At 41.2% G+C, this 25807-nt stretch carries 25 protein-coding genes and 1 riboswitch; of the genes, 9 read left to right on the top strand and 16 right to left on the bottom strand.

The genetic code is table 11. The annotated features are described in order from the left end of the window. Positions 1–121 precede the first annotated feature (121 nt). Complete coding sequence (locus tag AACU33_RS33950; protein ID WP_339376437.1) at positions 122–919, top strand: LmeA family phospholipid-binding protein; 798 nt, start codon at positions 122–124, stop codon at positions 917–919. 85 nt (positions 920–1004) lie between these two features. Here the strand turns inward: AACU33_RS33950 and AACU33_RS33945 are convergent, their stop codons facing one another. The 8 genes from AACU33_RS33945 to AACU33_RS33910 all read right to left on the bottom strand — a co-directional run bounded on the left by AACU33_RS33945 (position 1005) and on the right by AACU33_RS33910 (position 10406). Further along, positions 1005–2396, bottom strand: a complete 1392-nt coding sequence (locus AACU33_RS33945; RefSeq protein ID WP_096594650.1) for a UDP-glucose dehydrogenase family protein — start codon at positions 2394–2396, stop codon at positions 1005–1007. Between the two features lie 146 nt (positions 2397–2542). Continuing rightward, positions 2543–3493 (bottom strand): UDP-glucuronic acid decarboxylase family protein, encoded by a 951-nt coding sequence (locus AACU33_RS33940; RefSeq protein WP_096594649.1) that lies wholly within the window; start codon positions 3491–3493, stop codon positions 2543–2545. A gap of 370 nt (positions 3494–3863) precedes the next feature. After that, positions 3864–5999: a cation:proton antiporter domain-containing protein gene (locus tag AACU33_RS33935; protein ID WP_096594648.1), complete on the bottom strand. Its 2136-nt coding sequence runs from the start codon at positions 5997–5999 to the stop codon at positions 3864–3866. Positions 6000–6141: 142 nt separating this feature from the next. Beyond that, a complete protein-coding gene (locus tag AACU33_RS33930) occupies positions 6142–6792 on the bottom strand; it encodes an HAS-barrel domain-containing protein (RefSeq protein ID WP_096594647.1) in 651 nt (216 codons plus the stop codon). Positions 6793–6886: 94 nt separating this feature from the next. Then, complete coding sequence (locus AACU33_RS33925) at positions 6887–7081, bottom strand: NAD(P)H dehydrogenase subunit NdhS (RefSeq protein ID WP_096594646.1); 195 nt, start codon at positions 7079–7081, stop codon at positions 6887–6889. 95 nt (positions 7082–7176) lie between these two features. After that, positions 7177–8493: a rod shape-determining protein RodA gene (gene rodA / locus AACU33_RS33920; protein WP_096594645.1), complete on the bottom strand. Its 1317-nt coding sequence runs from the start codon at positions 8491–8493 to the stop codon at positions 7177–7179. 101 nt (positions 8494–8594) lie between these two features. Continuing rightward, positions 8595–9665: an Mrp/NBP35 family ATP-binding protein gene (locus AACU33_RS33915; RefSeq protein ID WP_096594644.1), complete on the bottom strand. Its 1071-nt coding sequence runs from the start codon at positions 9663–9665 to the stop codon at positions 8595–8597. Positions 9666–9881: 216 nt separating this feature from the next. After that, the gene (locus tag AACU33_RS33910) at positions 9882–10406 is read right to left on the bottom strand and encodes a polyketide cyclase / dehydrase and lipid transport (RefSeq protein WP_096594643.1); all 525 of its coding nucleotides are present in this window, start codon (positions 10404–10406) and stop codon (positions 9882–9884) included. A 480-nt stretch (positions 10407–10886) separates the two neighbouring features. On the opposite strand from AACU33_RS33910, the gene hemF reads away from it, so the two are divergent. The 3 genes from hemF (at position 10887) to AACU33_RS33895 (ending at position 12928) form a co-directional block, all read left to right on the top strand. Further along, positions 10887–11930, top strand: coding sequence for an oxygen-dependent coproporphyrinogen oxidase (hemF, locus tag AACU33_RS33905; RefSeq protein WP_096594642.1), 1044 nt, complete (start codon positions 10887–10889; stop codon positions 11928–11930). Between the two features lie 410 nt (positions 11931–12340). Further along, positions 12341–12709, top strand: coding sequence for an STAS domain-containing protein (locus tag AACU33_RS33900; RefSeq protein WP_086688946.1), 369 nt, complete (start codon positions 12341–12343; stop codon positions 12707–12709). Between the two features lie 21 nt (positions 12710–12730). Next, on the top strand, positions 12731–12928 hold the full coding sequence (locus AACU33_RS33895; RefSeq protein ID WP_339376436.1) for a hypothetical protein: 198 nt from the start codon (positions 12731–12733) through the stop codon (positions 12926–12928). Here AACU33_RS33895 and AACU33_RS33890 read toward each other — a convergent pair. Beyond that, positions 12919–13515: a chromophore lyase CpcT/CpeT gene (locus AACU33_RS33890; protein WP_096594641.1), complete on the bottom strand. Its 597-nt coding sequence runs from the start codon at positions 13513–13515 to the stop codon at positions 12919–12921. The two genes, AACU33_RS33895 and AACU33_RS33890, sit on opposite strands and share 10 nt — an antisense overlap. A gap of 225 nt (positions 13516–13740) precedes the next feature. Between AACU33_RS33890 and psb29 the strand changes: the two genes are divergently transcribed. Continuing rightward, entirely contained in the window at positions 13741–14448 is a 708-nt protein-coding gene (gene psb29 / locus AACU33_RS33885) for a photosystem II biogenesis protein Psp29 (protein ID WP_096594640.1), read from the top strand. Positions 14449–14543: 95 nt separating this feature from the next. On the opposite strand, the gene AACU33_RS33880 is transcribed toward psb29, so the two are convergent. The 5 genes from AACU33_RS33880 to AACU33_RS37700 all read right to left on the bottom strand — a co-directional run bounded on the left by AACU33_RS33880 (position 14544) and on the right by AACU33_RS37700 (position 17559). Then, positions 14544–14909, bottom strand: coding sequence for a phage holin family protein (locus AACU33_RS33880; RefSeq protein ID WP_096594639.1), 366 nt, complete (start codon positions 14907–14909; stop codon positions 14544–14546). A gap of 465 nt (positions 14910–15374) precedes the next feature. Next, positions 15375–16040, bottom strand: a complete 666-nt coding sequence (locus tag AACU33_RS33875; protein WP_096594638.1) for an ExbD/TolR family protein — start codon at positions 16038–16040, stop codon at positions 15375–15377. Positions 16041–16090: 50 nt separating this feature from the next. Further along, complete coding sequence (locus AACU33_RS33870; protein ID WP_096594637.1) at positions 16091–16843, bottom strand: MotA/TolQ/ExbB proton channel family protein; 753 nt, start codon at positions 16841–16843, stop codon at positions 16091–16093. A gap of 211 nt (positions 16844–17054) precedes the next feature. Beyond that, positions 17055–17318: a sensor histidine kinase gene (locus AACU33_RS37705; RefSeq protein ID WP_445291777.1), complete on the bottom strand. Its 264-nt coding sequence runs from the start codon at positions 17316–17318 to the stop codon at positions 17055–17057. Further along, positions 17296–17559 carry a hypothetical protein gene (locus AACU33_RS37700; RefSeq protein ID WP_445291776.1) on the bottom strand — a complete coding sequence of 88 codons (264 nt, stop codon included), beginning with the start codon at positions 17557–17559 and terminating at the stop codon, positions 17296–17298. The genes AACU33_RS37705 and AACU33_RS37700 overlap by 23 nt, the downstream gene beginning before the upstream one ends. Before the next feature lie 84 nt (positions 17560–17643). Here AACU33_RS37700 and AACU33_RS33860 point away from each other — a divergent pair, with 84 nt between their 5' ends. Next, positions 17644–18678, top strand: a complete 1035-nt coding sequence (locus AACU33_RS33860; protein ID WP_096594636.1) for an IS701 family transposase — start codon at positions 17644–17646, stop codon at positions 18676–18678. A gap of 498 nt (positions 18679–19176) precedes the next feature. Next, positions 19177–19488, top strand: a complete 312-nt coding sequence (locus AACU33_RS33855) for a YkvA family protein (RefSeq protein ID WP_096594635.1) — start codon at positions 19177–19179, stop codon at positions 19486–19488. Between the two features lie 374 nt (positions 19489–19862). Here the strand turns inward: AACU33_RS33855 and thiC are convergent, their stop codons facing one another. Both thiC and AACU33_RS33845 read right to left on the bottom strand, forming a co-directional pair. Beyond that, entirely contained in the window at positions 19863–21236 is a 1374-nt protein-coding gene (thiC, locus tag AACU33_RS33850) for a phosphomethylpyrimidine synthase (protein ID WP_096594634.1), read from the bottom strand. Positions 21237–21242: 6 nt separating this feature from the next. Then, a riboswitch (TPP riboswitch) is annotated at positions 21243–21339 on the bottom strand. A 477-nt stretch (positions 21340–21816) separates the two neighbouring features. Continuing rightward, positions 21817–22689: a phosphodiester glycosidase family protein gene (locus AACU33_RS33845; RefSeq protein WP_096594633.1), complete on the bottom strand. Its 873-nt coding sequence runs from the start codon at positions 22687–22689 to the stop codon at positions 21817–21819. 140 nt (positions 22690–22829) lie between these two features. On the opposite strand from AACU33_RS33845, the gene AACU33_RS33840 reads away from it, so the two are divergent. Then, positions 22830–23405, top strand: a complete 576-nt coding sequence (locus tag AACU33_RS33840; protein ID WP_096594632.1) for an rRNA large subunit pseudouridine synthase E — start codon at positions 22830–22832, stop codon at positions 23403–23405. Positions 23406–23765: 360 nt separating this feature from the next. Beyond that, the gene (locus AACU33_RS33835) at positions 23766–25496 is read left to right on the top strand and encodes a sensor histidine kinase (RefSeq protein ID WP_096594631.1); all 1731 of its coding nucleotides are present in this window, start codon (positions 23766–23768) and stop codon (positions 25494–25496) included. The last annotated feature ends 311 nt before the right edge of the window (positions 25497–25807 follow it).

Below are 25807 nucleotides of genomic sequence, written 5' to 3'. Positions count from 1 at the left end.
TTGGGTATTACCCATCAGTTATTTTACCCCTAGCTATCAGCACAATTAATAGGGGATCGCTTGCTGTATTGTTCACATTTTGTTACAAAAGTACAAAGAACTTCTAGAGACCCAAAACCTCATGTTCGGCGGACTTACTGGTTTAACAGATCCTAAAGGCACAGATTGGGGAGAGCGAATGCTCAACACAGTCGCCAGCCAAACGATTCGCCACCTGTTTACCCAAAGCGAGTCAGTAGAAGTCTTTGTGCGCTGCTATCCCTCCAGCAAACTGTTGCAAGGCAGCATTGATAGTTTCAAAATGAGTGGACGTGGCTTAGTCATCCGTAGAGAATTCGCGGTAGAGGAGATGTCCTTTGAAACGGATGCAGTGGCCATTGATTTCGGCTCGGTTTTAAGTGGCAAATTAACTCTCAAACAACCCACCCAAGCGATCGCCCAAGTAATATTATCAGAAGCAGGTATTAATCAAGCTTTTAACGCCGAACTGGTGAAAAAGCGGTTAGTAAACCTTTCTCTACCTGCCTTAACAGCGTTATCTGGCGGTAAACCAGTTTCTTTCCCAGAAATTCAAGTACAACTATTGCCAGAAAATCGCCTACGGATTTTGGCAAAGGCAGATTTAGATAATGGCGAACTCGTACCCCTGAATATGACTGTCAGCCTAGCTGTGGAAAGGCGGCGACGGGTTTCTTTCCAAAATCCCCAAATTGAACTTGACCTTGTACCAGAAGCACAACGGGAAATCTCAAGAACCTTGAGTTTAGCACTGGTAGAAATTTTAGATAATATGGTTGATTTAGATCGCTTCGATCTAGATGGAGTAAAAATGCGACTTAACCGTTTAGAAACTGAGGGTCAAAAATTAATTTTCAGTGGATATGCGGAGATTGAGCGTATACCTAAGAGTTCTTCATAACTAGAAAATCAATTAAAAGCTGCCTAGAATAATCTAGACAGCTTCATGATTAACTCATTGAGAATTTGAAATTAAAAACTATTTTCTATCGACCAATACCTACATATTGGAAACCAGCTCTTACCATTGTTTCAGGGTCAAGGAAGTTACGACCATCAATAATCACTGGATTATTCATTAATGTTGCCATCTTTGCATAGTCCAGAGTATTAAATTGCTGCCATTCTGTCACTAATACCAAAGCATCGCAGCCGTCGGCTAGTCTTTGAGCATCGGTTTCTACTAACACACCGGAAAGACCGTGACGTAGACCTGTTTGAGAAACAATTGGGTCGTAGGCCTTAACTTTAGCTCCCAATCGATTCAACTGTTCAATCAGGTTAAGTGCTGGAGCATCGCGTAAATCATCGGTATCAGGCTTAAAGGTCAAACCAAGTAGACCTACAGTTTTGCCTTTGAGGATTTTTAAGACTTGTTGGAGTTTTTCTAAAGCAATCAGCCGTTGGCGTTCGTTGACGCTAACAGCAGATTTCAGTAGCTGGGCTTCATAGCCATAGTCATCAGCAGTATGAATCAGCGCTGCAACATCTTTGGGGAAACAAGAACCACCCCAACCAATACCAGCTTGTAAGAATTTGTTACCAATGCGAGAGTCTAAACCGATACCTTTTGCTACTTGGGTGACATCAGCACCGACGCGATCGCAAATGTTAGCAACTTCGTTAATAAAACTGATTTTGGTTGCTAAAAACGCATTAGCAGCATATTTAATCATTTCTGCTGAACTAAGATCTGTCACCAACACTGATACAGGTGGTAAAGATTTATCCTCGGCAAACTGACGTTCAACAATCGGAGTATACAGTTCTTTCATTAAAGCGATCGCTTTTTGGCTATTGCCTCCTAACACAATGCGATCGGGGTTAAAAGTATCGTAGACTGCCGATCCTTCACGCAAAAACTCTGGATTGCTAACTACATCAAAATGAGATGCAATCTCTGGCAATTTATCCTCAGTTGCAACGCCACCTGCTGGTACTAGTGTTTTTTGGCGTTCAGCAATGCCATCCAAAACAATCATTCTTACCCAATCACCAGAGCCAATAGGCACCGTAGATTTATTCACGATTACTTTATAACCACCGTTGAGATGATTGCCGATACCACGCGCCACAGCTTCTACATAACGTGTATCGCTTTCGCCAGTTGGTAAAGGAGGTGTGCCTACAGCAATAAACAGAATTTCACCGTGGGCAACTCCAGCCCCCAGATCTGTAGTAAATTCAATTTTGCCGCTATTGATAGCAGTTTGCATAATTTCCGAGAGTCCCGGCTCGAAAATTGGCGACTGCCCAGACTTCATTAACTTGACTTTTTCTTCGTTATTATCAACACAAATAACATCATGCCCAATATGAGCCAAGCAAGCGCCTGTAACTAAACCAACGTAACCAGTACCAATTACGCAAACACGCATTCTTTTTAACTCCTCGTTTTTTCTATTTATTTTTGAGTTCGGAAGTTTTCCGCATAATATCTAAGTACAGGTAAAAAACACCACAATAGGATCAACTATATAAGGGGTCAACCTGCACGAAAGTTCTGAGTGATGCTTGGCACCGATCAGGAAACTAGCTGCTTTTGCTCAGTTTTGATCCGATTGCGGAAATCTTCTATTGTCAGTTTTAACCCTTGTTGTAGCGGAACGGTAGGTTCCCAATTTAACAAGGTTCTGGCCTTTGTAATATCTGGACGGCGGCGGCGTGGATCGTCAGAAGGTAGTGGTTCAAATTTAATCTTGGCATCTGGATTAATCTGATTTTGCACTGCTTGTGCCAATTCTAAAATCGTGTATTCATCAGGATTTCCCAGATTTACCGGCCCAACATAATCGCTATTCATGAGCCGGATAAAGCCTTCTACTAAGTCAGATACGTAGCAGAAACTACGGGTTTGCGAACCATCACCGTAGACGGTTAAAGGTTCACCTCGTAAAGCTTGAACTATAAAGTTGCTGACTACCCGGCCATCGTTTTCTAACATCCGAGGACCATAGGTATTGAAAATACGCACAACTCTAATATCAACTTTATTTTGTCTGTAATAGTCAAAAGCTAAAGTTTCAGCAATGCGTTTGCCTTCGTCGTAGCAAGAACGCAGTCCAATTGGATTAACATTACCTCTATACTCTTCGGTTTGGGGATGAACTTCCGGATCGCCATAAACTTCACTGGTTGAGGCTAAGAAAAATCTGGCTTTCACACGTTTAGCCAGTCCCAACATATTTAGTGTCCCCATCACATTAGTTTTGACAGTTTTGACGGGATTGTACTGATAGTGGACTGGAGAAGCAGGACAAGCTAAATGATAAATTTGATCTACTTCTAACCTAATGGGTTCGGTGATATCGTGGCGGATGAGTTCAAAGTGTGGATGATCCCTCCATTTCAAGATGTTTTGCTTGTTACCTGTATAAAAGTTATCCAAGCAAATTATTTCATGCCCATCACCTATTAAGCGGTCGATGAGATGGGAACCAATAAACCCGGCACCGCCCGTCACTAAAATTCTCATAGTTTCCCAAATAATTACAGATAATTTCAGCAGTTATCACCTGTATATTTTAATACCTGTATTTAGGTAAAAAATACTTCAGAAGAATATGGTTAGCTCAACGATGTTGTGAGATTTACCAAATTTTCTACCGATATAATTTTGTTACAGGTTGTTTCAATTTTTGAACAATTACATTAGCAAAATAACAAACATCGTCTGAAGATTGTAGCTTCAGAGTCTAGAATTCATCAAATCTTCAACAATATTAAGTATTTTTAGAATTAAGTATCTCACCTGTTATAGCTCAGAAAAAAGGTGATTTGGCAATATCTCTCAGGATAGGCAAGAGATGGATCTAAATAAATTAAGTGTAATTTTTTAAGTAACTTTACTGTGTAGATGTGGTACTAGGAACTCCGGTTGGGAGAGCTACTGTTTGCATCCGCTGCGGTTCTCCAAGCATGACGATAGAGCATGTAAGTTGGCTAGCTAACTGTGTTGTTACATCACTAATAGCTAAACCACCAGGGCTTGTACGATTGCGTATAAAGGGTAACACTACTAAATCATATAATCTTGCTGCTTGTAAAATGGCTTGGGCAACATTCTCATGGGCAATAATTTGAATTTCTGGTGGATTGGGCAAAGCCAATTTAGCCACTAATAGAGCAAGATGCGATCGCCTAGCAGCTATTTTGCTAGAACTTGTACGTCGCTCGCAGACATTCAGTACAGTCACTTGAGCTTGGTTAGAGTCTGCTAACATTTGGGCAAAATGCACAGGCTGTAGCGTTGGTGCCATTAAATTTTCGATTGGCACTAAGATCCGTTGGATTTTTTTAGGAGAGTCTACTAAACGAGTCACCGCTACAGGACAGTGGGATGCCCAAAGAACGTTATCGATGACGTTACCAAATAAACGCGCTCTTAACCCAGTACGTTTACCCCAACCCATAACAATCAAACTAGCCTTTTGTTCGCGAGCTGCTCTGCTAATTCCCTGAGCAAAAGCATCATCAATGCGTAGCAGGGGTTCGGCTGCGACACCCAAGACTCGGCTTTGTGCTGTAGCTTTTGCTAGCAACCGTTCGCTTCGCTGCAAAGAAGCCTCTAACTGTGGTGCATCCATATGCGCAGCAGCAGTAGCGATCGCCAAAGGTACAATTCTTCCCTTGGTTTGGCGTGCTAATAATGTCGCCAATTCAATCAGATACTGCTGAGTTTGGGGATTGTAGATGGGTACAACAATAGTAAAAGCAGTATCCGTGTCTTCGATTTTTTGCTCGGGTTGTGTTGTTGGTGCTGGCTCTGGAGTAGCTGATGAAGCCAAACCCACAGCTACCCGACTGGTAACTAATGGCCCTAGCGTTGAAGTCACGAGCATGACAGCAACAACGCTATTTAATACTTCCGATGACAACAATCCAATCTGATACCCTACTAATGTTACGGCTAATGTTGTCCCTACCTGAGGAAGCGATAGCGACCACATTGTTAACATTTCCTGCCAATTGTAGCGGCATAACAGTTTCGTTAACAATGCTGCAATCAATTTGCTGGTAATTAAACCAAACACAAACAGCAGGGTTAATTGGAGATTGGTAGTATTTTTGGTAAAAGCAGGTAAATCGATCAGTAAACCAAGATTAATAAAGAAAATGGGAATAAATAGCACGCTACCAACAAACACCACCTTTTCTTTAACTGGCCCTTCGCCCAAAACTTCATTGACTGCCAAACCTGCTAAAAAGGCTCCAATTATTTTTTCTACGCCAATCAATTGAGCGCCTACAGCAGCGAGAAACACCGTCAGCAGTACAAATAAGAATTGGTTGCCCTCTTCACCTCCCGATCGCCGGAAAAATTCTTTACCTATCCAATCAAATCCGACTAAGACAACAACAGAGTAAATTGTTAACCACCCCAACAAAGTAAGTAACTTTGCTAAGGTGAATCCTCCAGCATTAGTGGATGCTACACATAAAGTTAATATCAACAGAGCGCCAATATCTGTAAAAATCTTGGCTCCAATAGTGATAGTAACTGCTTCATTCTTCATTACTCTCAGGCGATTAATAATTGGATATGCCAGGAGAGTGTAGGAAACAAATAATGAGCCAATTAATATTGATGTTACCCAACTAAAGCCGAATATCTGCCCTAACAAACTTCCCATGACTAGGGAAATAATTAAGCTGAAGCTGCCAAACCCTAAGGAGCGATTTTTCTGACGATAGAACTGTTCTAGGTCAACTTCTAATCCTGCTACAAACATTAAGTAAACTAGCCCAATATCTGCTAGCAGGTTTATAATCGCTGATTCTGTTTGGAATAAATTCCAGCCTGACGGGCCAAGTACTACCCCAGAGAACACCAAACCTACTAATCCCGGTAGTCTGAGCCTCTCAAACAGAATCGGCACTACTAGGATAACTATCAGCAAAACAGCAAAGGGAACAATAGGTTCCTTGCCCAGAAGTTGGGAGGTTGGTTCCAGTGCCAGAACTTGTAAGATGAGTTCCATAGGTAGAACTTGAAAGGGCGATAATTAAAGCTGCGATTACCTCAAAGGCAATCGCCCGCTCAATATAACTGCAAAAACCACCTTGAGAAAAAATTCAAAAAAACTTAACTTAGCAAGACTTAGAAAATTGTCTAAAAACTACCTATGGATGAACCTGACTCAAAATAAACCGTAAGCGATCGTAGTCATCTTTCAGCAGCAAGTTGAGGGTGCGTCCAGCTTTGACTAACCATTGGCGATCGGCTTTTCGTAACTGATAAACCTCTCGAATGGCAGCTGCGGTCAAAGACTCTATCGGCGCACCTTTGAGAGCAAGTAGTGTCTGCAAAAAATTCAGTTCTTCAGTAAATTTAACGATTGTTTCTGGTTCACAACGATAAACTGCTTGATGAATTTGTGGCGGACGGGGCGGTAAATATTGATATACTCTTGGGATTTGGGCATGAGAAGGCTCTTCAAACCCCACGATCGCAGCACGAAATTCAGTTTTGAGCATGGCAAATATCTGGGGTTGTTCCTCTCGCAAGTCTTGCAAAGACAACCCTAAAGCTACTGCACGGTGTACGGAATCTATAGGCATTGTTGTGGCGTAATATACCACTGCATAAATTTGGTTGCCCGATTCTTCATCAATAGAACGCACCCAACTACCAAAAGCAGGCATCGGGGGAAAACTTAAGTCTTCCGGTTCCAAACACTGTGCCAGGAATTCGGTAGTACTGGTTTCGATCACCTCAGCAATATGGTTAGGATGGCGATCGCTAGTAGCAAACTGTGGTAAAGGAAGGCGCATAGTATTAAGAGTCAAAGGTCAAGGGTCAAAGCTTAAGGGTTAACAGTCAAGAACCTTTGGACTATTGACTATGGACTCTTGACTCTTAACTAAGTTATTTGCCTTTTTTCTTGCCTGTGGTCTCTACAGCTTCCAATTCGCTTAAGCGAAAGGTAATTAATTTATCCCAGTTACCACCTTCAAACAATACCGCTACCTTGCCATCACTCACTCGTTGTACGAGTCCTTCATAGCGATAATAGGTATCTGCGGGATTTTTAACCCGAACAGTTGCTCCAGGCAGGATCATGATTTTTATCCTCGCTTATTTCCTGTTATATAGCTTAATACTTCTTAGGAGTCCAAAGTCAAAAGTACACAGTTGAGACACACTTGAATGTTGACTTAGAAATAATACTTCTGCCGTTGGCGAAAGTTTGCTACCGATTCTACTATTCCTAAGGAAATGAAATTAGTCAACATTGCAGAGCGACCGTAACTCATCCAGGGTAGGGGAATTCCAGCTACAGGTGCTAAACCTACTGTCATGCCAACATTCACAATTAGCTGAAATACAATCATCGACAAAACACCAATAGCCAATAAAGAACCAAAATTATCTTTGGCAGTTTGAGCTACATGCAGTAGGCGTAAGCAAATTAAACAGAAGACAAAAAGTACCACCAAACAACCAACAAAACCAAATTCTTCACCGACGGCTGAAAAAATAAAGTCTGTATGCTGTTCGGGCACAAAGTTCAGCTGAGTCATTGGGCCTTTGAATAGACCCCATCCCCAAATTTCACCTGCACCAATGGCAATCCGAGATTGGATGAGATGATATCCAGCACCTAGGGGGTCGTGTTCGGGGTTGATAAATACGCTAAGTCTATCTTTTTGATATTCTTTGAGTACATGATTCCAAGCAAAAACACCTAGTTCACCACCAAGCATATTGAGAATCCATGCACCTATAGCTCCCAGTCCAAATTTTCGCCACGGTAGAGTCTGCCAACCAACAATAGCCATCGCTCCCGCCCAAAATAATCCTAATGGACTGAAGGATAATTCTTTCAACAAAACTATTGGTTCTGATAAGGGCCAAGCGATACTAAATAAAATAGCGGCAACTATAGGAGAAATCATTAATATCAACCAACCTGGGTTGGCATTTGCCCAATAAAGCATCCCTAAGACGATCGCACCAAAGACCAATGATGTTGCCAAGTCCGGTTGCAAAAACACTAATCCCCAAGGAATAGCAGTAATTGCTAAGGCTCGAAAAACACTCTCAATGGTGGACGCTGTGCGTTTGTGTAGCAACGCCGCTAGGGTAATAATGATACCTATTTTGGCAAACTCTGAAGGTTGGACGTTAAAACCTGCAATACTAATCCACCGCTGTGCCCCTTTAGCGCTTGTACCAGCGAGCATTACGGCAATGAGGCTAAAGTTTGTCAATCCATAAGTTACCCAGTGCCATTGCAGCAGATTTTCGTAACGGATACGAGCCAAAAATAATGCAATCACTACACCAATACTAGCTACCAGCCAGTGCCACCACCAGTCAGTTACTGGCTGTTTTAATTCCGTACTGAGAATCATGACGCCGCCAAAGATACTAACGGCAATAGGCAAACAAAATAATAACCAATCTACTTGTTGCCAAGGTTTTACCCAATACTTCCAGCGAATTTTGGGGAGCGAACGTTTTAATAACATTGTGTGAGTTGAGACTTTAACTTGTAAATTTTAAATTTAGTGACTACTAAAAATCTGTATTCCTAGGCTGTGGCCTAGGAACCAGATAGAATTGGAATTTCTTATGTCAAGGCTGCAACTGATACTTTACCAGCAATGGCCAAGGCGATCGCAGTTAATGCTTTGGCGGAAGCGGAATCTGGGTCAGCTACGACTATTGGTACACCGCTGTCACCACCAACTCTTGTAGAAATCTCTAGGGGTACGCGCCCCAACAACGGGACTCCCAGTTCAGCCGCTGTTTTTTCACCACCACCAGAACCAAAGATATCGTACTGCTTATCTGGCATATCTGGGGGGATAAAATAGCTCATATTTTCCACGATTCCTAATACTGGGACGCTCATCTGCTGGAACATCCGCAATCCCTTACGGGAATCTAGTAGAGCTACGTTTTGGGGTGTAGTGACAATTACGGCTCCTGCCATCGGTACTGCTTGGGTTAAAGTTAACTGGGCATCCCCCGTTCCGGGTGGCATATCGACAATTAGATAGTCCAGTTCTCCCCATTGCACTTGATAGAGAAATTGACGAATTACGCCATTTAACATTGGCCCCCGCCAAATTACTGGCTGATCTCGCTCAATCAAAAAGCCCATTGAGACTAATTTCACGCCGTGATTAAAAGCCGGTTCGAGTATTTCACCTTTGTCACTAGGGCGTACTGTGATTTGGGCATCAGTCAGTCCTAGCATGGTGGGATCGTTGGGGCCGTAAATATCGGCATCAAGTAAACCGACTTTTGCACCTGTCTGCGCTAAAGCAACTGCGACATTGACTGCTACAGTACTCTTACCCACACCACCTTTGCCACTGGAAACTGCAATGATATTTTTCACACCAATAACGCCAGTGCGATCGGGTAAGCTTTTTTGTTGGGGTGTTTCTGCTGTCACCTCAACGCTGACATCTGTCACACCTGGCAGCTGTTTCACTGCTTTTTGACAGTCTTCAACAATAAATTCCCTTAAAGGACAGGCGGGTGTAGTCAACACTAAAGTGAAACTCACCTTGCCACCATCAATTTTGACGTTGCGAATCATATTCAGTTCGACCAGACTTTTCTGGAGTTCTGGATCTTGTACTGGTCGCAACACTTCTAGAACCGAGCGAGAATCGAGAACATCGTACATAAAAATTCAAACTTCAAATTTCAAAAACAAGAAATGCATTTGTGGCAAGTAACTTAACTACTAACTGGATACTTTCTTGTGCCGCGATCGCTGTAATAAAACTTAAAAAAAATACATATTTAATCTATGGTAAATATTCAGTTTTTTGATGGAGTTGTCAAGAATCCAGAGTCAATAGTCAAAATTAAATCCTCATCTTCCCCATCCGCCTATACCTTAAAAATCAAAACAGCTGTCATTGAGATTTTTTTTCTGGTTGGGAACTGCTTGCAATGCGGCTTTTTCTACTGCTTCTACTAGGGAACGAGCCACGCGATCGACGTAAGGACGAGACAAGGACCAAATTAAGGGTGACAACCAACCCCTTAGGGTGACAGAGTAGGATAAACAAGTACCACAAACTGTGGACTCTACTCGGTAAGTGATCCGTTCCTCAATTCCAGGAATCGCCAGCACTCTGATACTTAACATTTCTTGAGGATTAACACGCTCCACAAAAATCCGAATGGGAATTGGCGAAAAGCGCGTTACTGCTTGAAAAATTAATCCGGGTTTAGGTACTAATCCATAAGGTACGTTAGTACTCTTGAGTAATGGGTGCCAAGAAACGTCTGTGAAGTTTACCACCTGTTGCCAGAGTTCATCTACAGAAGCAGAACTAATTTCTCGATATGTTCGCACCAGAGAAGCGCAAAATCGGCGACGTTTACGTTGAATAAATTTTGATAAACAACCTCGCATTTGCCTAATCCTCCTAGCTAAACACTTTCTGGGAACTCTGGTATGGTGGGCAATAATACTCAGCCCTCAAATCGAACTTTCTCAAAATTGCCCTAACTATAGCAAGCCCCTTAGGTTGCAAAGACTAGTACGATTATTGGGAGTTGACAAGCCCCGAATTGTGGAAAACTATCCTGGTTCAGGTGTTAAATTCTTCAGGAGTTTAATCAAAACCTTGAAATCTCAAGGTTAAGAGTGCGAGTAACTCATCCGCCAGAGTCTGGTACAAATACCAAAATATTTCCATCAAGAAATTAAAAAAAAACTTCGTTCAATATACAAGCCTATACGCATTTGAGGGAAAATAACTCTAGTCTTGCTAATCAATCGTATAAATGCTTGACAAGTAAGAAAAAACGAATTTTACCTCGAATTTGGTCAGAAATTTTTTAATTAAAAATTTCTGATTTTTTGGAAACTGTAATTTAGGTTCGGGAATCTATGTTGATCAACTCGCAAACCCCAACTCTGGACGTAGAATCATCTAAGTTTCTACCAGCAACTGACGCTAAACAAAGAGTCAGTCAGTTCATGAAACAGTTACAAGACGAAATTACTCAAGCTTTGATGGATTTGGATAGTGTTGGTAAGTTTCATGAAGATAGTTGGGAACGGCCAGAAGGTGGTGGAGGGCGATCGCGTGTTCTGCGTGATGGCGCAATCTTTGAACAAGCTGGTGTAAACTTTTCTGAAGTTTGGGGTTCCCATTTACCAGCGTCAATTTTAACCCAACGTCCAGAAGCAGCCGGACACGGTTTTTATGCCACGGGTACTTCATTGGTGTTACACCCGCGTAATCCCTACGTACCTACCGTGCATTTAAACTATCGCTACTTTGAAGCTGGGCCAGTTTGGTGGTTTGGCGGCGGTGCGGATTTAACACCTTACTACCCATTTGCTGAAGATGCCAAACATTTCCATCAAACACTCAAGCAAGCGTGCGATCGACATCACTCAGAGTATTACCCAGTATTCAAGCGCTGGTGTGACGAATATTTTTACCTCAAGCATCGCGGTGAAACTAGGGGTGTGGGCGGTCTATTTTTAGATTACCAAGATGGTCAAGGTGCTATCTATCGCGGCCCAGACCCGAATGGAGAAGCAGCTAAATATAGCAACCAGGTCGGAACAATACCTCAAAGAACTTGGGAAGAATTGTTTGCTTTGGTGCAAGACTGCGGTCGCGCCTTTTTGCCAGCTTACGTACCAATTGTAGAACGGCGTAATGGAATAAATTATGGCGATCGCGAACGGAATTTCCAACTGTATCGCCGAGGAAGGTACGTAGAATTTAACTTGGTTTATGACCGGGGTACAATTTTTGGTCTGCAAACCAACGGACGTACAGAATCGATTCTTATGTCCCTACCACCTTTAGTGCGTTGGGAATACGGGTATCAACCAGAAGCTAATACCCCAGAAGCCGAACTGTATGAAACTTTCTTGAAGCCTCAAGATTGGATAAATTGGACACCGACTAAATAATGCTGAATGAGCGTTGACAAGTATGGAGTTCGGCGTAAAACATCACAAAACAATCCCATAAAGAAAAATAGGAATTTTTCTGTTCTTTGCTTTGCATCTCTATAGTTCGCTAGCATTTTCTTTGATTCTTGACTCAGCACTTACCTGGGCACTCACCCTTGTGTTAGTGAGTTAAACTACTAAAGAAAGCACCTAGTAAAAAAAGGTGACATTTTTAGCTGTAGCTTGTTAATCTCAAGTATCAGCACTAAATTGTTCTGTTAGTGGTGGGTCAATTAATTTACTAAGTTACTGGATTTCATCCTAGTCACAGGAGCATTGAAATTTCCAGACAAGCAAGTCTTTTGACTCACCACTAACAGCCTTAAATACAGTAGTTAACTTTGACAGGACTGCCGCAGGGAGGCTCAGTGATTCAAATAGAGCAAAAAACCCACATCACCCAAGATGGTAATACCGTTATTGTCTTGGCACCGACAGGGCGCTTAGACATCACCACCGCTTGGCAATTTCGGCTGAAGTTACAGGAATGTATTTCCAAACTCAGTCGCCACGTAGTTGTGAATCTTAGCCAGGTAAACTTTATTGATAGTTCTGGTCTTACTTCTTTAGTAGCGGGGATGCGTGACGCCGATAAACTCAAGGGTAGCTTCCGGATATGTAATGTGCATACAGAAGCAAAACTTGTGTTTGAAGTCACAATGATGGATACAGTATTTGAAATCTTTGAAACTGAAGAGGAAGCTTTAGAAGGTGTACCTCGGAGCATCGCCAGCTAAAACTGTTCTGAGTTGTAAGTTTTGAGAAGCCAGCGTCTTCCTTTGGTTGCCAAAGTTATAGTCACTGGTATTGCTGAATTGGAAGAATTAAGAAAAGGTAAAAAATATAACAGTATAGATAGTAGCTATTTTCTGCAACTTCGTACTCAGCGAGAAGTTGCAAGGAGGGTTTCCCTCCGGGCAAACTTCGGTGACTCAACACTCAAAACTCAGAACTGATTTCGCTTAGTGTAGCGATAAGGGCCTAAAACAGCGCCCCAAGTAGCTTTGCCAGTTTCTCTATCAATACCTTTATCGTAGCTGTGAAATTCTGCGGCAGAGGCTTCAAAACCTAAAGAAACTTGCACAGTGTTACCTAAATAAGTAAAAGTACAACTAGTATCTGGTAGAGGAGTGGCGACAAACTTATAGCCGTGAGGCGCTATTTTTTGCTGGGTGACAGTAAGTACGCAACCTGGTAATAACTCTAATTGGTCAGGAGTCAAAGTATCGAGTAAAGCTGGATTGCGACCTGCACCTTGTAAACTGCCTGGATCTTTAGGCATATAATATTGAATTTGCAGGGGTGCTTCAATGTCAGACCCTGCCTTTAACCGCATAATTCTCTGGCGGTAAGGATTCTCTAGGTTAATAATATTAGCTTGTTCGGCAAACAAAGTCATACTGTCTTCGGAAAACAAATTAACTGGCCTGTGCCATAGGCGCAAGTGAACGTACCAAACAGGATCGGCGATCGCTTGTTCTTTATTGTCAAATTCACCAGCCAGGTATTCAGCTAGATCTGTTAGCTGTGAAGGTAAGCTCATAGATTTAGATGCACAATTTATCAATAGTCCAGAGTCCAGAGTCAATAGTTATAAGTTATTTAGCTAATGACTATTGACAGCCTCAACTAGACCGCAAGATATGCAGCTTTAGAGGGTGTTTGAGTGAAAATATTGTAAACCGCCCACTCACAAGTTGAAACCCGAACTTGGCAAAGTAGCCCTTAAGCGAGACAATAAAAATACGTCGCCCTTAACATTTTCTTTGTGAATAACGTCCGTACTGTTTCTGATACAAAGCGAACTTTCTACACGCTTCACACCCGTCCAATCAATACGATTTATCGTCGGGTAGTGGAAGAATTGATGGTGGAAATGCATCTGCTGTCAGTAAATGCCGATTTTAGCTACAATCCGATTTATGGCTTGGGCGTCGTCACTACCTTTGACCGCTTCATGCAAGGCTATCAACCGGAACGGGATAAGGAATCGATTTTTAGTGCCTTATGTCAGGCTGTAGAGCAGGATGAGCAACGCTACAAGCAGGATGCTGAAAGATTACGAGAATTGGCTAAAAGTTTGCCAGTTAACGATCTAATTGCGTGGCTCAGTCAAAGCACGAGCTTAAATCGAGATGCTGACTTGCAAGACCAATTACAAGCGATCGCCAATAATCCTAACTTTAAATACAGCCGCTTGTTTGCAATTGGGTTATTTTCTTTATTAGAACTGTCAGATCCAGAATTAGTAAAAGACGAAAAACAACGCAACGAAGCTCTAAAAAATATAGCTAGTGGCTTGCATCTGTCTGATGAAAAATTAAGTAAAGATTTGGATCTGTATCGCTCAAACCTAGACAAAATAGCACAAGCACTAGTAGTGATGGCAGATATGCTCTCCGCCGATCGCAAAAAACGCGAACAGCGCAAACAACAATCAACTACTTCAGTTGCTCCTCCAGGTGCTAATGAATAGTTAATAGGCAATAGTCCATAGTCAATAGTAAGGAGCTTTATACTATCAACTGTGGACTATTTACTTTGGACTTGAGAGTGGTTTTTATTTAAAATTTATACACCTAATAAACGATAGATCAAATTGTTGATAATGGTGAGTGCAAACGCTCCTAAGACAGCACTCCAAATACCGAAACGTAAGCGAAAGCCTTCTACTAACCAAGCCGCAATACTAAAACAAACAACGGCAATCATAAAGGTGAATAAGCCGGATAATAAGTTAAAGGTCAACAAACTTGGTACTGCAAATAAAAGACGCAGAATTGGCCTTACTAATGTCGTGACAATGCCAAGCACGGCGGCTGATAGGAAAGCTTTATTAGGAGTATCAATTTCTACTCCTAAAGGTAGCTTGCTAATAATTAACAAGCTAATAGATGTTACCAGCCAAACAATTATAACTGTCCAAATTTCATTCATTGCCACAACCCCTGAAACGTGAATGGCGAACAGCGTAGAAACTAAGGCAGGAGATATCGAAGAAAAACTTTGGAAATTAACTAATTACTTGTAAATTAGCAGATTTTTTTTATTTATTCAAAATTTATTTTGGTTATCTTTAGGTTTTAGAGCAGATAACAAAAATATCTCCAGTCATTGCGAGCGAAGCGAAATAAAGCAATTAAATTGTGTATTAATTCTGCTTGAATAGTTACCAATTACAAAAATGATTGCATCAGATGGATTGACACAACTCAGATGCAGACTGCAATTCTCACTACACAATCTCAAAGCCAAAATGGTATTACAAGGAGGTTAGCTTGCCAAATACGCAGGAGTAGCGCCTATACAAGAAAATAGGTTTTTCCTCCTTGTCTTTCCATCTTTATTTGTGTAGAAGCTTCTAGGGTAAGGGTTACTTTCTCTGTTGAGTCAGTATAACCTTTAAGGAGTAGAGTTATTTTTTCCTGGTGCTACAGGCTGGTTGGGAACTCTAGGAGCAATCTCTGGATTAACAGGATTAAGATTACGCCCTGTTTGAGGTTGATTAGGGTTAATGGGAAAGTTGGGATTAATGTTACCTTGGGGATTGATTCCTGGTACAGGTGCGTTATTTGGTACAGGATTAGTACCAGGATTAATGGGGAAAGATGGAATCACTGGCTGAGTTGAAGAAGATGTTTGAGATGGCCCCGGTATAATTCCCAAAGATACGCGATCGCCTCCTACTTGTCGCAGTAAATCCAATGTCTCAATTACATCGTTGTATGTTGCTGTCCGCGACGCATTCAGCACCAAAACACCATTGGGGTTTTCTTGAACATACTTCTTTAAAATATCTGCCAATTGATCTCGTCTGACCATTTGTTTTTCCACGTAAGTTTGACCAACAGCATCAATAGTCACAGGTAATATATTGCTAGTACCCTGTAAACTAGCTGTGGGTGAGGTGCCAGTGTTGGCTTTAGGCAAATCAATATTTATTGCTTGTTGGCGAGTGAATTGCAAAGCTGCTAACAGAAAAAATGTCAGGATACAAAAAACGACATCAATTAAGGGAATGAGTTGAATTTGGAAATCTTCAACCGGAGTATGCAAATTAACTTTCATTGTCTTACTCTTATGTGTGTTTGGTTCCAGGATAAAATTCTTAAAAATAGTTAAGAATCTAAAGAATCAGTTCCATCGGAAATTTCTGGTGAATCAGAAAATTTGTTTCTACCTCGTTTTCGGGGTGGGGTAAAATTTTCCCGTGAAGGTTCCCGCGTAATTATTGATGGGCTATTGCTAAAGTCAGGTGGCGACTGACGGTAGAGTAGCTCCAGATCGTTCCCAGCTTTCCGAAAAACTTTTACCTGGTTGACGACAAAACTTTGAAATAGGCGGTAAAATACCAAACTTACAATAGCCACAATTAGACCAGTTGCTGTACTAATTAGGGATTCACCAATACCTGTAGTCACCCCAGCTGTAGATTCAGTTCCCAAGTCGCCAATCCGAATTGCGCGTAAAGAACGGATTAAGCCTAAAACCGTACCTAACAAACCTAACAGTGGTGCGAGAGCAATTACAGCTTCTAAAAGTTTTTCACCTCGCCGCATTCCCGCTAACTCATCTTCTGCGGTGGCTTCCAATGCTAATCGAAAAGTCTCTGGATCGGGTTTCAATAAGCGTAAGGGAGCGAAGAGAAACCTACCGATGGGTTGATTAGTTGCTTGTTTGGCAATGTCCGCGGCTGTTTCCCAATTATCAGCAGCAGCATCCAGAACGCGATCGACTATTTCTTTTTCTTGAGTAAGAATTCGCAGCCAGAACCACAAACGCTCAAAAATTACGCTTAAAGCTAAAATCGATAGCGCTAGCAAAGGCCACATTGCTGGGCCGCCCTTGTAAAACAAATCTAAAATATCCACTGTTTCAATCTCCTCCCGCCATATCTAGAGCAAATTTGCTAAAGCATTTTAATTCTAGAGATTAATGCAAAATGAGGGGCTTCCAAAAAATAAATTTCTCGAAAAACTGAAAAGGTAATGTGGGCTAGAGAATTGTGCTTAGTAAGTTAGAGGCAAGAATATCAGGATTTGAGAGTTAGTTTAGCTGTAAAAGTTTTAATAAAAAATGGCGTTAAGTCCTTGAGGCTGCTGTGCTAACTTGCTGCTGGATAGGCAATTGAATGACAAATTCAGTTCCTTCACCCAGGATAGAAAAACACAACAATTTGCCTTGATGTTTTTCGTTAATAATTTGATAGCCGATTGCCATGCCCATACCTGTGCCTTTACCCACGGGTTTAGTGGTGAAGAAGGGATTGAAGATGCGGTTTTTCACGTCTTCTGGCATTCCTAAGGCGTTATCAGCGATGCCTTCAGCGGGGCTTCGCCAACGCAATTTCCACCCATTGCGAATCGTTAACTGAGGTGCGAATGGTAATTTGCCTGGGATTTTCTTCTATCTCTAGATCGGTGCGCTTGAGATTTAATTCGTCTAAAGCATTTATGGCATTCACCCAAATATTCATCAAAACTTGATTGAGTTGTCCGGGATAGCATTCTACTTGGAGCAAGTGACCGTAATCGCGAATGACGGCAATTGCTGGACGTTCTAGTTTGTCTTTGAGACGGTGTTGCAAAATCAACAGCGTACTTTCATCCCTCTTTTGTTACTACGGGAGGAGTATAATCAGGAAGGAAATCGGAAACAGTAATTGAAGGGGATGGTTACGCCACGCAGACAGGCAGCAAGCACAGTCGCATTCATCGATAACTACTGTCAACACTATGATTCATTATTTGAGGATGTAAGAAATTTTGAAGCATTCAAATATTTACACTTGGGAATGCTCTCAGAAATCCGGAATAAATCGCTACCAGAGATAGCGAAAATAGCAGAGTTAAAAGACGGTCAATCACTACATCATTTTTTGAGAGATGCACTGTGGGATGTCAAAAAGTTAAGAGAAATTAGGCTGTGGTTAACAAAAATATTGATTGGAGAAAGAGAAATAATTTTATGTATTGACGAAACAGGAGACAAGAAAAAGGGGAAAGCAACAGATTATGTAACTCGCCAATATATTGGAAATTTAGGCAAGACAGAGAATGGAATAGTATCAGTAAATGCTTATGGGGTAGTAGATGGGATTACTTATCCATTAATGTTTAAAATATTTAAGCCTAAAAACCGCATGAAATCAGGAGATGAATATAAGAGTAAACCCCAAATAGCAATAGAGATTATTCAAGAGTTGAAAGAATGGGGATTTAAAATCAAGTTAGTTTTAGCGGATAGTTTGTACGGAGAAAGTGGAGCTGTAATCAGCTATCTAGAAAAGTTAGAACTGGAGTTTATCGTTGCAATTCGCTCCTGGGCTGATTTCCGCCTAACTGATTATGCTAGTATTGAACGGTGGTGGGAAATTATTTTTAGTGCCTATCTATTAGTCAGTATTCAAGCCAGTTACTTCCAATTTCATCAGCAATCAAGCACAACATCTACTGTGGGAGTATCAACTTGTACAGACTCTAATCTTGCTGTATATAGCAAACATCCTTACTGGGAATCCGGCACTACATGGAAGAGTGCCTTAAATAACCTAAGATTGATTATTCAACCATATATTTTTTACTGTTTGATTCAACCTTGGCTCACAGTCTTTAACATTCCTGGCATGAAACGTTGCTTTTTGAAATTAATTGGTTTCATGAATGATTTTCGTGCTTCTCCAATCAGTTTCCCCATCGCCAGTTGAATTTCTGACTATTTTTCTTTCCCTGAAGTAACAAAAGCGTCTGAGGAAAGCAATCGCATTCCCAATGGATGTAAAGAAACATTTCTGTTTCTTAGAAGAGGGATAAGTCGTTGACAGCTTTTTGTCCATTCATTAAATGACAAGTAGCTTACTAAATCCATTGCTGCAAAGATTTGCAAGACAAACGGCATAATGAGAACCATCTGTAGAGGAAACGTTTTAAATATGCCGAAATCATGCTTGTTCATCGTTAAGTTACGTTTTTCTCTAGCTTAAATTAAGTAAATTTACGCTCAATAAGCAAAATAAATACTTAGGTTGTTAGTATTCTCACATAAGATATTCATACAATATTTGTGAAAAATTTTACGTTAAAAAAGAACAGCCATATTTCCTGAAAGATGAGTGTCGCATCTTCCAGACTAAGTTGGGCGGTTATTCCCACCAGGATTTTTAAGAATAATTTGTCAAAATTAAAGGTAACTGGAGGTTAAAAACATGAAATTTTCAATCCAATCAGTTTACACTTGGTATCGCGATCTGCTTCGGAATCCAAAGTACCGTTGGTGGGTAATTTTAGGAACTATTGTTTATATTCTCAGTCCTATTGATATCGCCCCAGATTTTATACCCATTGTGGGAGAAGTTGATGATGTTTTACTGTTGACCCTGTTAGTTACTGAGGTGTCTGGATTAGTTATTGAAGGCTGGAAAGCCCGTAAGGGTATCAACGTTGATAACCCAAACACTTCTGAGGATTCTACCTCCACCGCAAGCACTATCGATGTTGATGCTGTCTCTGTTAAGTAGTTTTACAAAAGATATAAAATTCACTAAACCCCCTACCTTGAATGGGGTAGGGGATATTTTTTTATGTCAAAGTAGGAAAAGCCTATCGGTGAAAGTCTTTTGGAGCTTGAATTTTCCGTTTTTGGCTAGAAATTTTAGTTTTTATTAGCAAATAAAAGTTCAATGCTTGATTAAATCAAGATTCCAATGTTTAACTAAGATTATTGTTTTGCGAAAATGACAGAACAGGGATATCTCAAGAGAGGGTTTAATGTTCAAAAAAAGTGAGTAGGATTTATTTTACCGCTTGATATCAAAGCAATTTTTGACGTTGCATTATTGTGGAACATGAAAATTAGTAGTAGGGTCGGCAACGCCCACCCTACTTGAGTAATTTAAGATTGGGTAACAGCTTCTTTTGCCAAGAATTTTTCTAACTCTGTCAATGCATCAGCATCAACTTTAGTTTGCATTGGACAGAACTTAGGCCCGCACATCGAACAGAACTCAGCAGTTTTATAAATATCTGCTGGTAAAGTTTCGTCGTGGTATTCTTTAGCTCTTTCTGGGTCGAGTGCTAATTCAAACTGACGGTTCCAGTCAAAGTTATAACGGGCTTTGGAGAGTTCATCATCTCTATCCCTAGCCCCTGGGCGATGTCTTGCGATATCAGCCGCGTGTGCAGCTATCTTATAAGCTATTAACCCATTACGGACATCTTCGGCATTCGGCAATCCTAGGTGTTCTTTAGGTGTGACATAGCATAGCATTGCTGTACCGTACCAACCAGCCATTGCTGCGCCTATAGCTGAGGTAATGTGGTCATAACCAGGAGCAATATCTGTCACCAATGGCCCCAGCACGTAGAAAGGCGCTTCAGAACACTCTTCCATTTGCTTGCGGACGTTAAACTCAATTTGATCCATTGGTACGTGTCCAGGGCCTTCTACCATCACCTGTACGTTATCTTCCCAGGCTCTACGGGTGAGCTGTCCAAGGGTTTTCAATTCTGCTAATTGCGCAGCATCTGAGGCATCATGAGTGCAGCCAGGGCGTAGGGAATCACCTAAACTAAAGGAGACATCATACTTCTTGAAAATTTCAATAATGTCCCGGAAGTGGGTGTATAGAGGATTTTGTTTGTGATGATATAACATCCACCTTGCCAAAATACCACCGCCACGAGAGACAATTCCAGTGATGCGGCTTCTCACCAAGGGCAAATGCTCTAACAAAATTCCCGCGTGGATAGTTTGGTAGTCTACTCCTTGCTGGGCGTGTTTTTCGATGACATGAAGAAAGTCATCAGGGGTAAGTTTTTCAATAGTGCCGTGGACGCTTTCTAAAGCCTGGTAAACTGGTACTGTCCCAATCGGGACAGGTGAGGCGTTGATAATAGCGGTACGAATTTCATCCAAATTACCGCCGCCTGTGGATAAGTCCATCACAGTATCAGCACCATACTTCACTGCTAGTTTCAGCTTATCTACTTCTTCTTGAAGATTGGAAGAGTTGGGTGAAGCTCCAATATTGGCATTTACTTTACATTTAGAAGCAATGCCAATGCACATTGGCTCTAGGTTAGTGTGATTAATATTAGCTGGGATAATCATCCTTCCCCGCGCCACTTCCTCACGAATGAGATCGGCGGGAAGATTTTCCCTCTGGGCGACATAGTGCATTTCTTCAGTGATAACACCCTGACGCGCGTAGTGCATTTGAGTCACATTGCTCTGCCCACGCCGCTTGGCAACCCATTCTGTCCGCATATTGAATTCCTCGATAAACAGCTTCCCTCCGCTGGTATTACCCAGACTCAGGTGTTAAGGGTGTGATCTCAGCCTTGTTATTCCGGCACCCCTAGCATGGATGTAGATTGTACCATTTTGCTTACGGCTAGGAGCAAGGGGGTTAACAAATCCTGAGGTGAGTGGGTCGCCTATCCCTTCCATGTTGAGAATGAGCAAGCTGCCATCGGCAAGCAGATCATCCTTAGACCTCACATTTTCTTCACATTTATCTGTTAAAAAAATAATGTCTAAAAATAAGACGGAATTAGAATATTACCCCGATTGCCCGATCGGGGTTTTTATTTTGATAGAAATATCTGGTTGCTCATCAATCCTCAGATTTTCTTCATTTTTACTTGGTACAAAGAATACAGGTATACATTGAACCTACACGATATTCCCCGACTCTTGGGTCGGGGTTTTTTCTTATCATAGAAGAGACGACTGCTGTTGATTAAATGTCATCAGGTTCAATCCCCAACTGACGCAACTTTTGAGGCCAGCGTTCAGCCTTTTGCTGTTATTGTTTTTGCTGCGATCGCAATCTTGTACCTCTAAGTTAACCACCAGCGAGTGCCGAGCGATTGCCTTTTTGAAACCTGACCCATGCTTGTTGTAAAGTTCTTGGCGCAGGATTCTTAGTATCATAGACCACAATTACATTCGTCAGTGGCCTTCCAGCAGGGACTAAAATTTTACCATTGGCAGCTAAAGCTTTCGATGCACCACCATCTAAATTCATTGCTTCATAACAGCCAATGGCTTTCATCGCTTGCGCTTCTTGCTGCAAATTTAAGGCAATATCAAAATTTACCAAAAACAGCTTTTTTCCATCAACAGGAAACCCAATTGCTGTCCGCGCACCAGTGCCTAAAACAGCAGGATCTTTGAAGCCTTCAATAGTTGGTTGCAGCCAAATCTCTCCTTGGCGTAAAAGTCTAGGGCCGCAGGTGATTGAAAACCAATGTTGATGCCATTGAGGTTTACCATCAACTCTTGCTGTCACCATTTCTGGTTGATTCCCGACTCGCAACCCTAAGGTTGTACCAAAGTTTTCCCACTGGCTGTATTTCAGAAATCTACCTTCTGCCACCATATTACCCATGACTGTTTTTTGGGCATTTTTCGCAAAAAAAGTACCATTAGCAATGACAGCAGCACGATGACGGGCTACTAGGTTGTTAAATTCTTCATCACCACTGGTTTTCTGCATAGTGTTAGCAAAAGTTGCATTATTTGCTAATCCAATAGTCATGAAAGTATTGGGATCAGTGAGATCGATAATTGTTTGATAAAAAGAAATACCGTTAACCTTACCCTTCTTCACTTGTACAGGTTGAGCTGTAACTGGTAGTGCTAGTGTTAATCCGTATGCCAAGGCAGCACCTCCCAAAAACAAGAAAGACCGCCGACAGATTTTGGAACTTGGCATCATTCACCCTTGACTGTATTCTTGTTCTTAGAATGCCCAAGCTCTTGCTTAATTCTGTCAGTCGGCGCGGGGTGTGGGAAATAGGGAAGATAGGGAGAACAAGGAAGCAAAGGAACAAATAACAAAATGACCAATGCCCTATGTCCAAATACAGATATATTATTTTTCACAAACCCTATGGCGTTCTGAGCCAATTTACGCAGGAAACTCCCAAACACCGTACCCTGAAAGACTATATTCCCGTGCCTGATGTGTATCCTGTAGGGCGTTTAGATTGGGATAGTGAAGGGTTACTACTGTTGACGAACAATGGACAATTGCAACATCGTCTTGCCAATCCTCGATTTGGGCACGAACGTACTTATTGGGCGCAGGTAGAACGAATTCCGGATGCCGAGGCTATCAATAAATTGCAAACAGGTATAAAAATTCAAGATTACCGCACTCGACCAGCAAAAGTCCGCTTATTATTAGAAGAACCATCTGTAGGCGATCGCAATCCCCCAATTAGGTTTCGGAAAAATGTACCTACAGCTTGGCTAGAAATAACTTTAACTGAAGGAAAAAATCGTCAGGTGCGGCGAATGACTGCGGCTGTAGGGTTCCCAACTCTGCGATTGGTTAGGGTAAGTATCGCTCACTTACAATTACATAATCTACAACCAGGGCAGTGGCGTGACCTCACCCGTGCTGAACTAGAAATTTTTCTTGGTTGAATAGCTACAAATTAGTGAATCGATCGAATATTTACCTGCTAAATTACTGACTCAAATAAGTAATATTGCTTATTCTTTTTTAAGAGATTACTAAGAAAGATAATCCGATCTAAACTGCTTTTAAACAGCAGTTCTGAGATGAGTTTGGATTTTTAAATTAAAAAAATAAAATAATGTATTTTACTAAACATATTTATTGATTACTTTGAACTAAAAATTACAAATGACAAAATAGTGATTATATTTGTTACATAAGTTTTTGGTTCTTTAGAGCAAAAAACAATTTAGAAACAGTATAATAATCTTTTTTTATTCCTGCCCTTGTCTGTATCAGTCTTTGGGTGCAAGTTATTCAGTCTTATGAGCCGCAATCAGCAATCGGTATGGCATAACACTCGCGAACAACAAGATATCTTGTATGCAACGCCTGCACACTTGGAACTTGTACCTGAACGAGCCTGTGATTTAGAAATTTCTCCATCAGAAACTCTGTATCCTCACCAAGAGGAACTTAAGTTCTACCGTAGGCTTTATGAAAATATTCCTTCTGTATATTTCAGTTTGGATACCAGTGGAATAATTTTATCTGTTAATCAGTTTGGTGCCAAATGTCTCGGCTACACCGTAGAAGAATTGATTAATACGTCTGTTTTTAACTTATTTGAACATTCAGATAAACAAAGATTATTTGATGCGTTTAGAGACTTATTTAATAATTCATCTCATAGTGAAACTGCCAACTGGGAATTTCGTTTAGATTGTCCTGCCAGTAAGATTTTGTGGGTAAAAGTTGTAGCGCGGTTTTTACTTGATGAGGATGAAAAGTATCTTATAGATGCTGACTCTATTGAGAAATGTCCGCGAAAAAATCCCCATATTCTCATGGTTTTAGAAGATATTACTGCGCACAAACAGGCAGAAGATGCTTTACGAGAAAGCGAACAACGCTTTCACACGATGGCTAATACTGCACCAGTAATGTTATGGATGGCAGGAATTGATGGACTGTTTACCTTTTTTAATCAATCTTGGTTAAAATTTACGGGACGTAGTATGGAGCAGCAGCAAGGATTAGGCTGGCTGGAAGGAGTACATCCACAAGACCAAGAATTTTGCCAAGAAATCTATGATTCTGCTTTTCATGCAAGAGGCAAATTTGAGATGGAATATCGCCTCAAACGACATGATGGAGAATATCGTTGGATTTTAGATAGTGGCGTTCCTAGGTTTACGCCCAATGGCAAGTTTGTAGGTTACATTGGATGCTGCATAGATATTACAGAGCGTAAGTTAGCAGAAGTTGCTTTAAAAGATAGCCAAGAAGCTGTGCAGGCGCAATTAGAGGAAATGGAAAGCCTCAATCGCCTCAAAGATGAATTTCTAAGTACGGTTTCCCACGAATTACGTACACCATTAACTAATATGAAAATGGCGATTCAAATGCTGGGAATTGCACTAAATCAAGAGCAAAACTTTTTGTCAGAAATGACAAAGCCACAAGCAGAACGCTCGAAAGCATCTCGCTATTATGAAATTTTAGATAATGAGTGCGATCGCGAAATTAATCTCATTAGTAACTTCTTAGATTTGCAAAGGTTAGATACAGGTGCAAAGCCTTTAGTACTTGAAACTATTCAAGTACAGCAATGGCTGTGGCGAGTGGTAGAAGTCTTTAAAGCACGCAACCGTAATTCTTGCGAGCAAAAGTTGCGTCTCAGCGTAGCAGCTAATCTTCCTTTAGTAGCCTGCGATCCATTCAGCCTAGAACGTATTTTAATAGAACTGCTCACCAATGCCTGTAAATTCAGCCCTCCAGATGCAGAAATTACTATTTCCGCCCAATTAAAAGCTCACAATATCCAATTTCAAGTGATTAATTCTGGTGTAGAAATTCCTAGTGCTGAAATACCCCGAATTTTCGATAAGTTTTACCGCATTCCCAGTAACGATCCCTGGAAGCAGGGTGGTACTGGATTGGGTTTAGCATTAGTACAGAAACTTACCAAACACTTAGGAGGAACAATCGAGGTTGAAAGCGGGTCAAACCGTACCTGTTTTGCAATCCAAATACCGCTGAGTAATGAAGTGTGACACGAAAAGCCCAAAGTCAATGGTCAATAATCATTGGACATTGGGCAAGGAGGAGAGATGGTGGGGAGAGGAAAGATGAGGAAATGGGGAAGAAAACTCCCGCCACTCCCTCATCCCTCTTTACTTTCTGCTTCTCTACCCTCCTTTTTAAAGAAATTGACTTGCCGATATCTGAAATATTTAGCTAATATGCGTCACAATTAATACTGCCAGCAAAATTCACAAGTGAAATCACAATTTTTTATGATGTCTACTTTAGGCAGGGGTAGCCAGTTGTGAAACTTTGGATATTTGATGGCTAGAAGCACCTT

The sequence above is a fragment of the Calothrix sp. NIES-2098 genome (assembly GCF_963875125.1).
Lineage (GTDB): Bacteria > Cyanobacteriota > Cyanobacteriia > Cyanobacteriales > Nostocaceae > Aulosira.
This window is presented reverse-complemented; position numbering and strand designations above follow the sequence as displayed.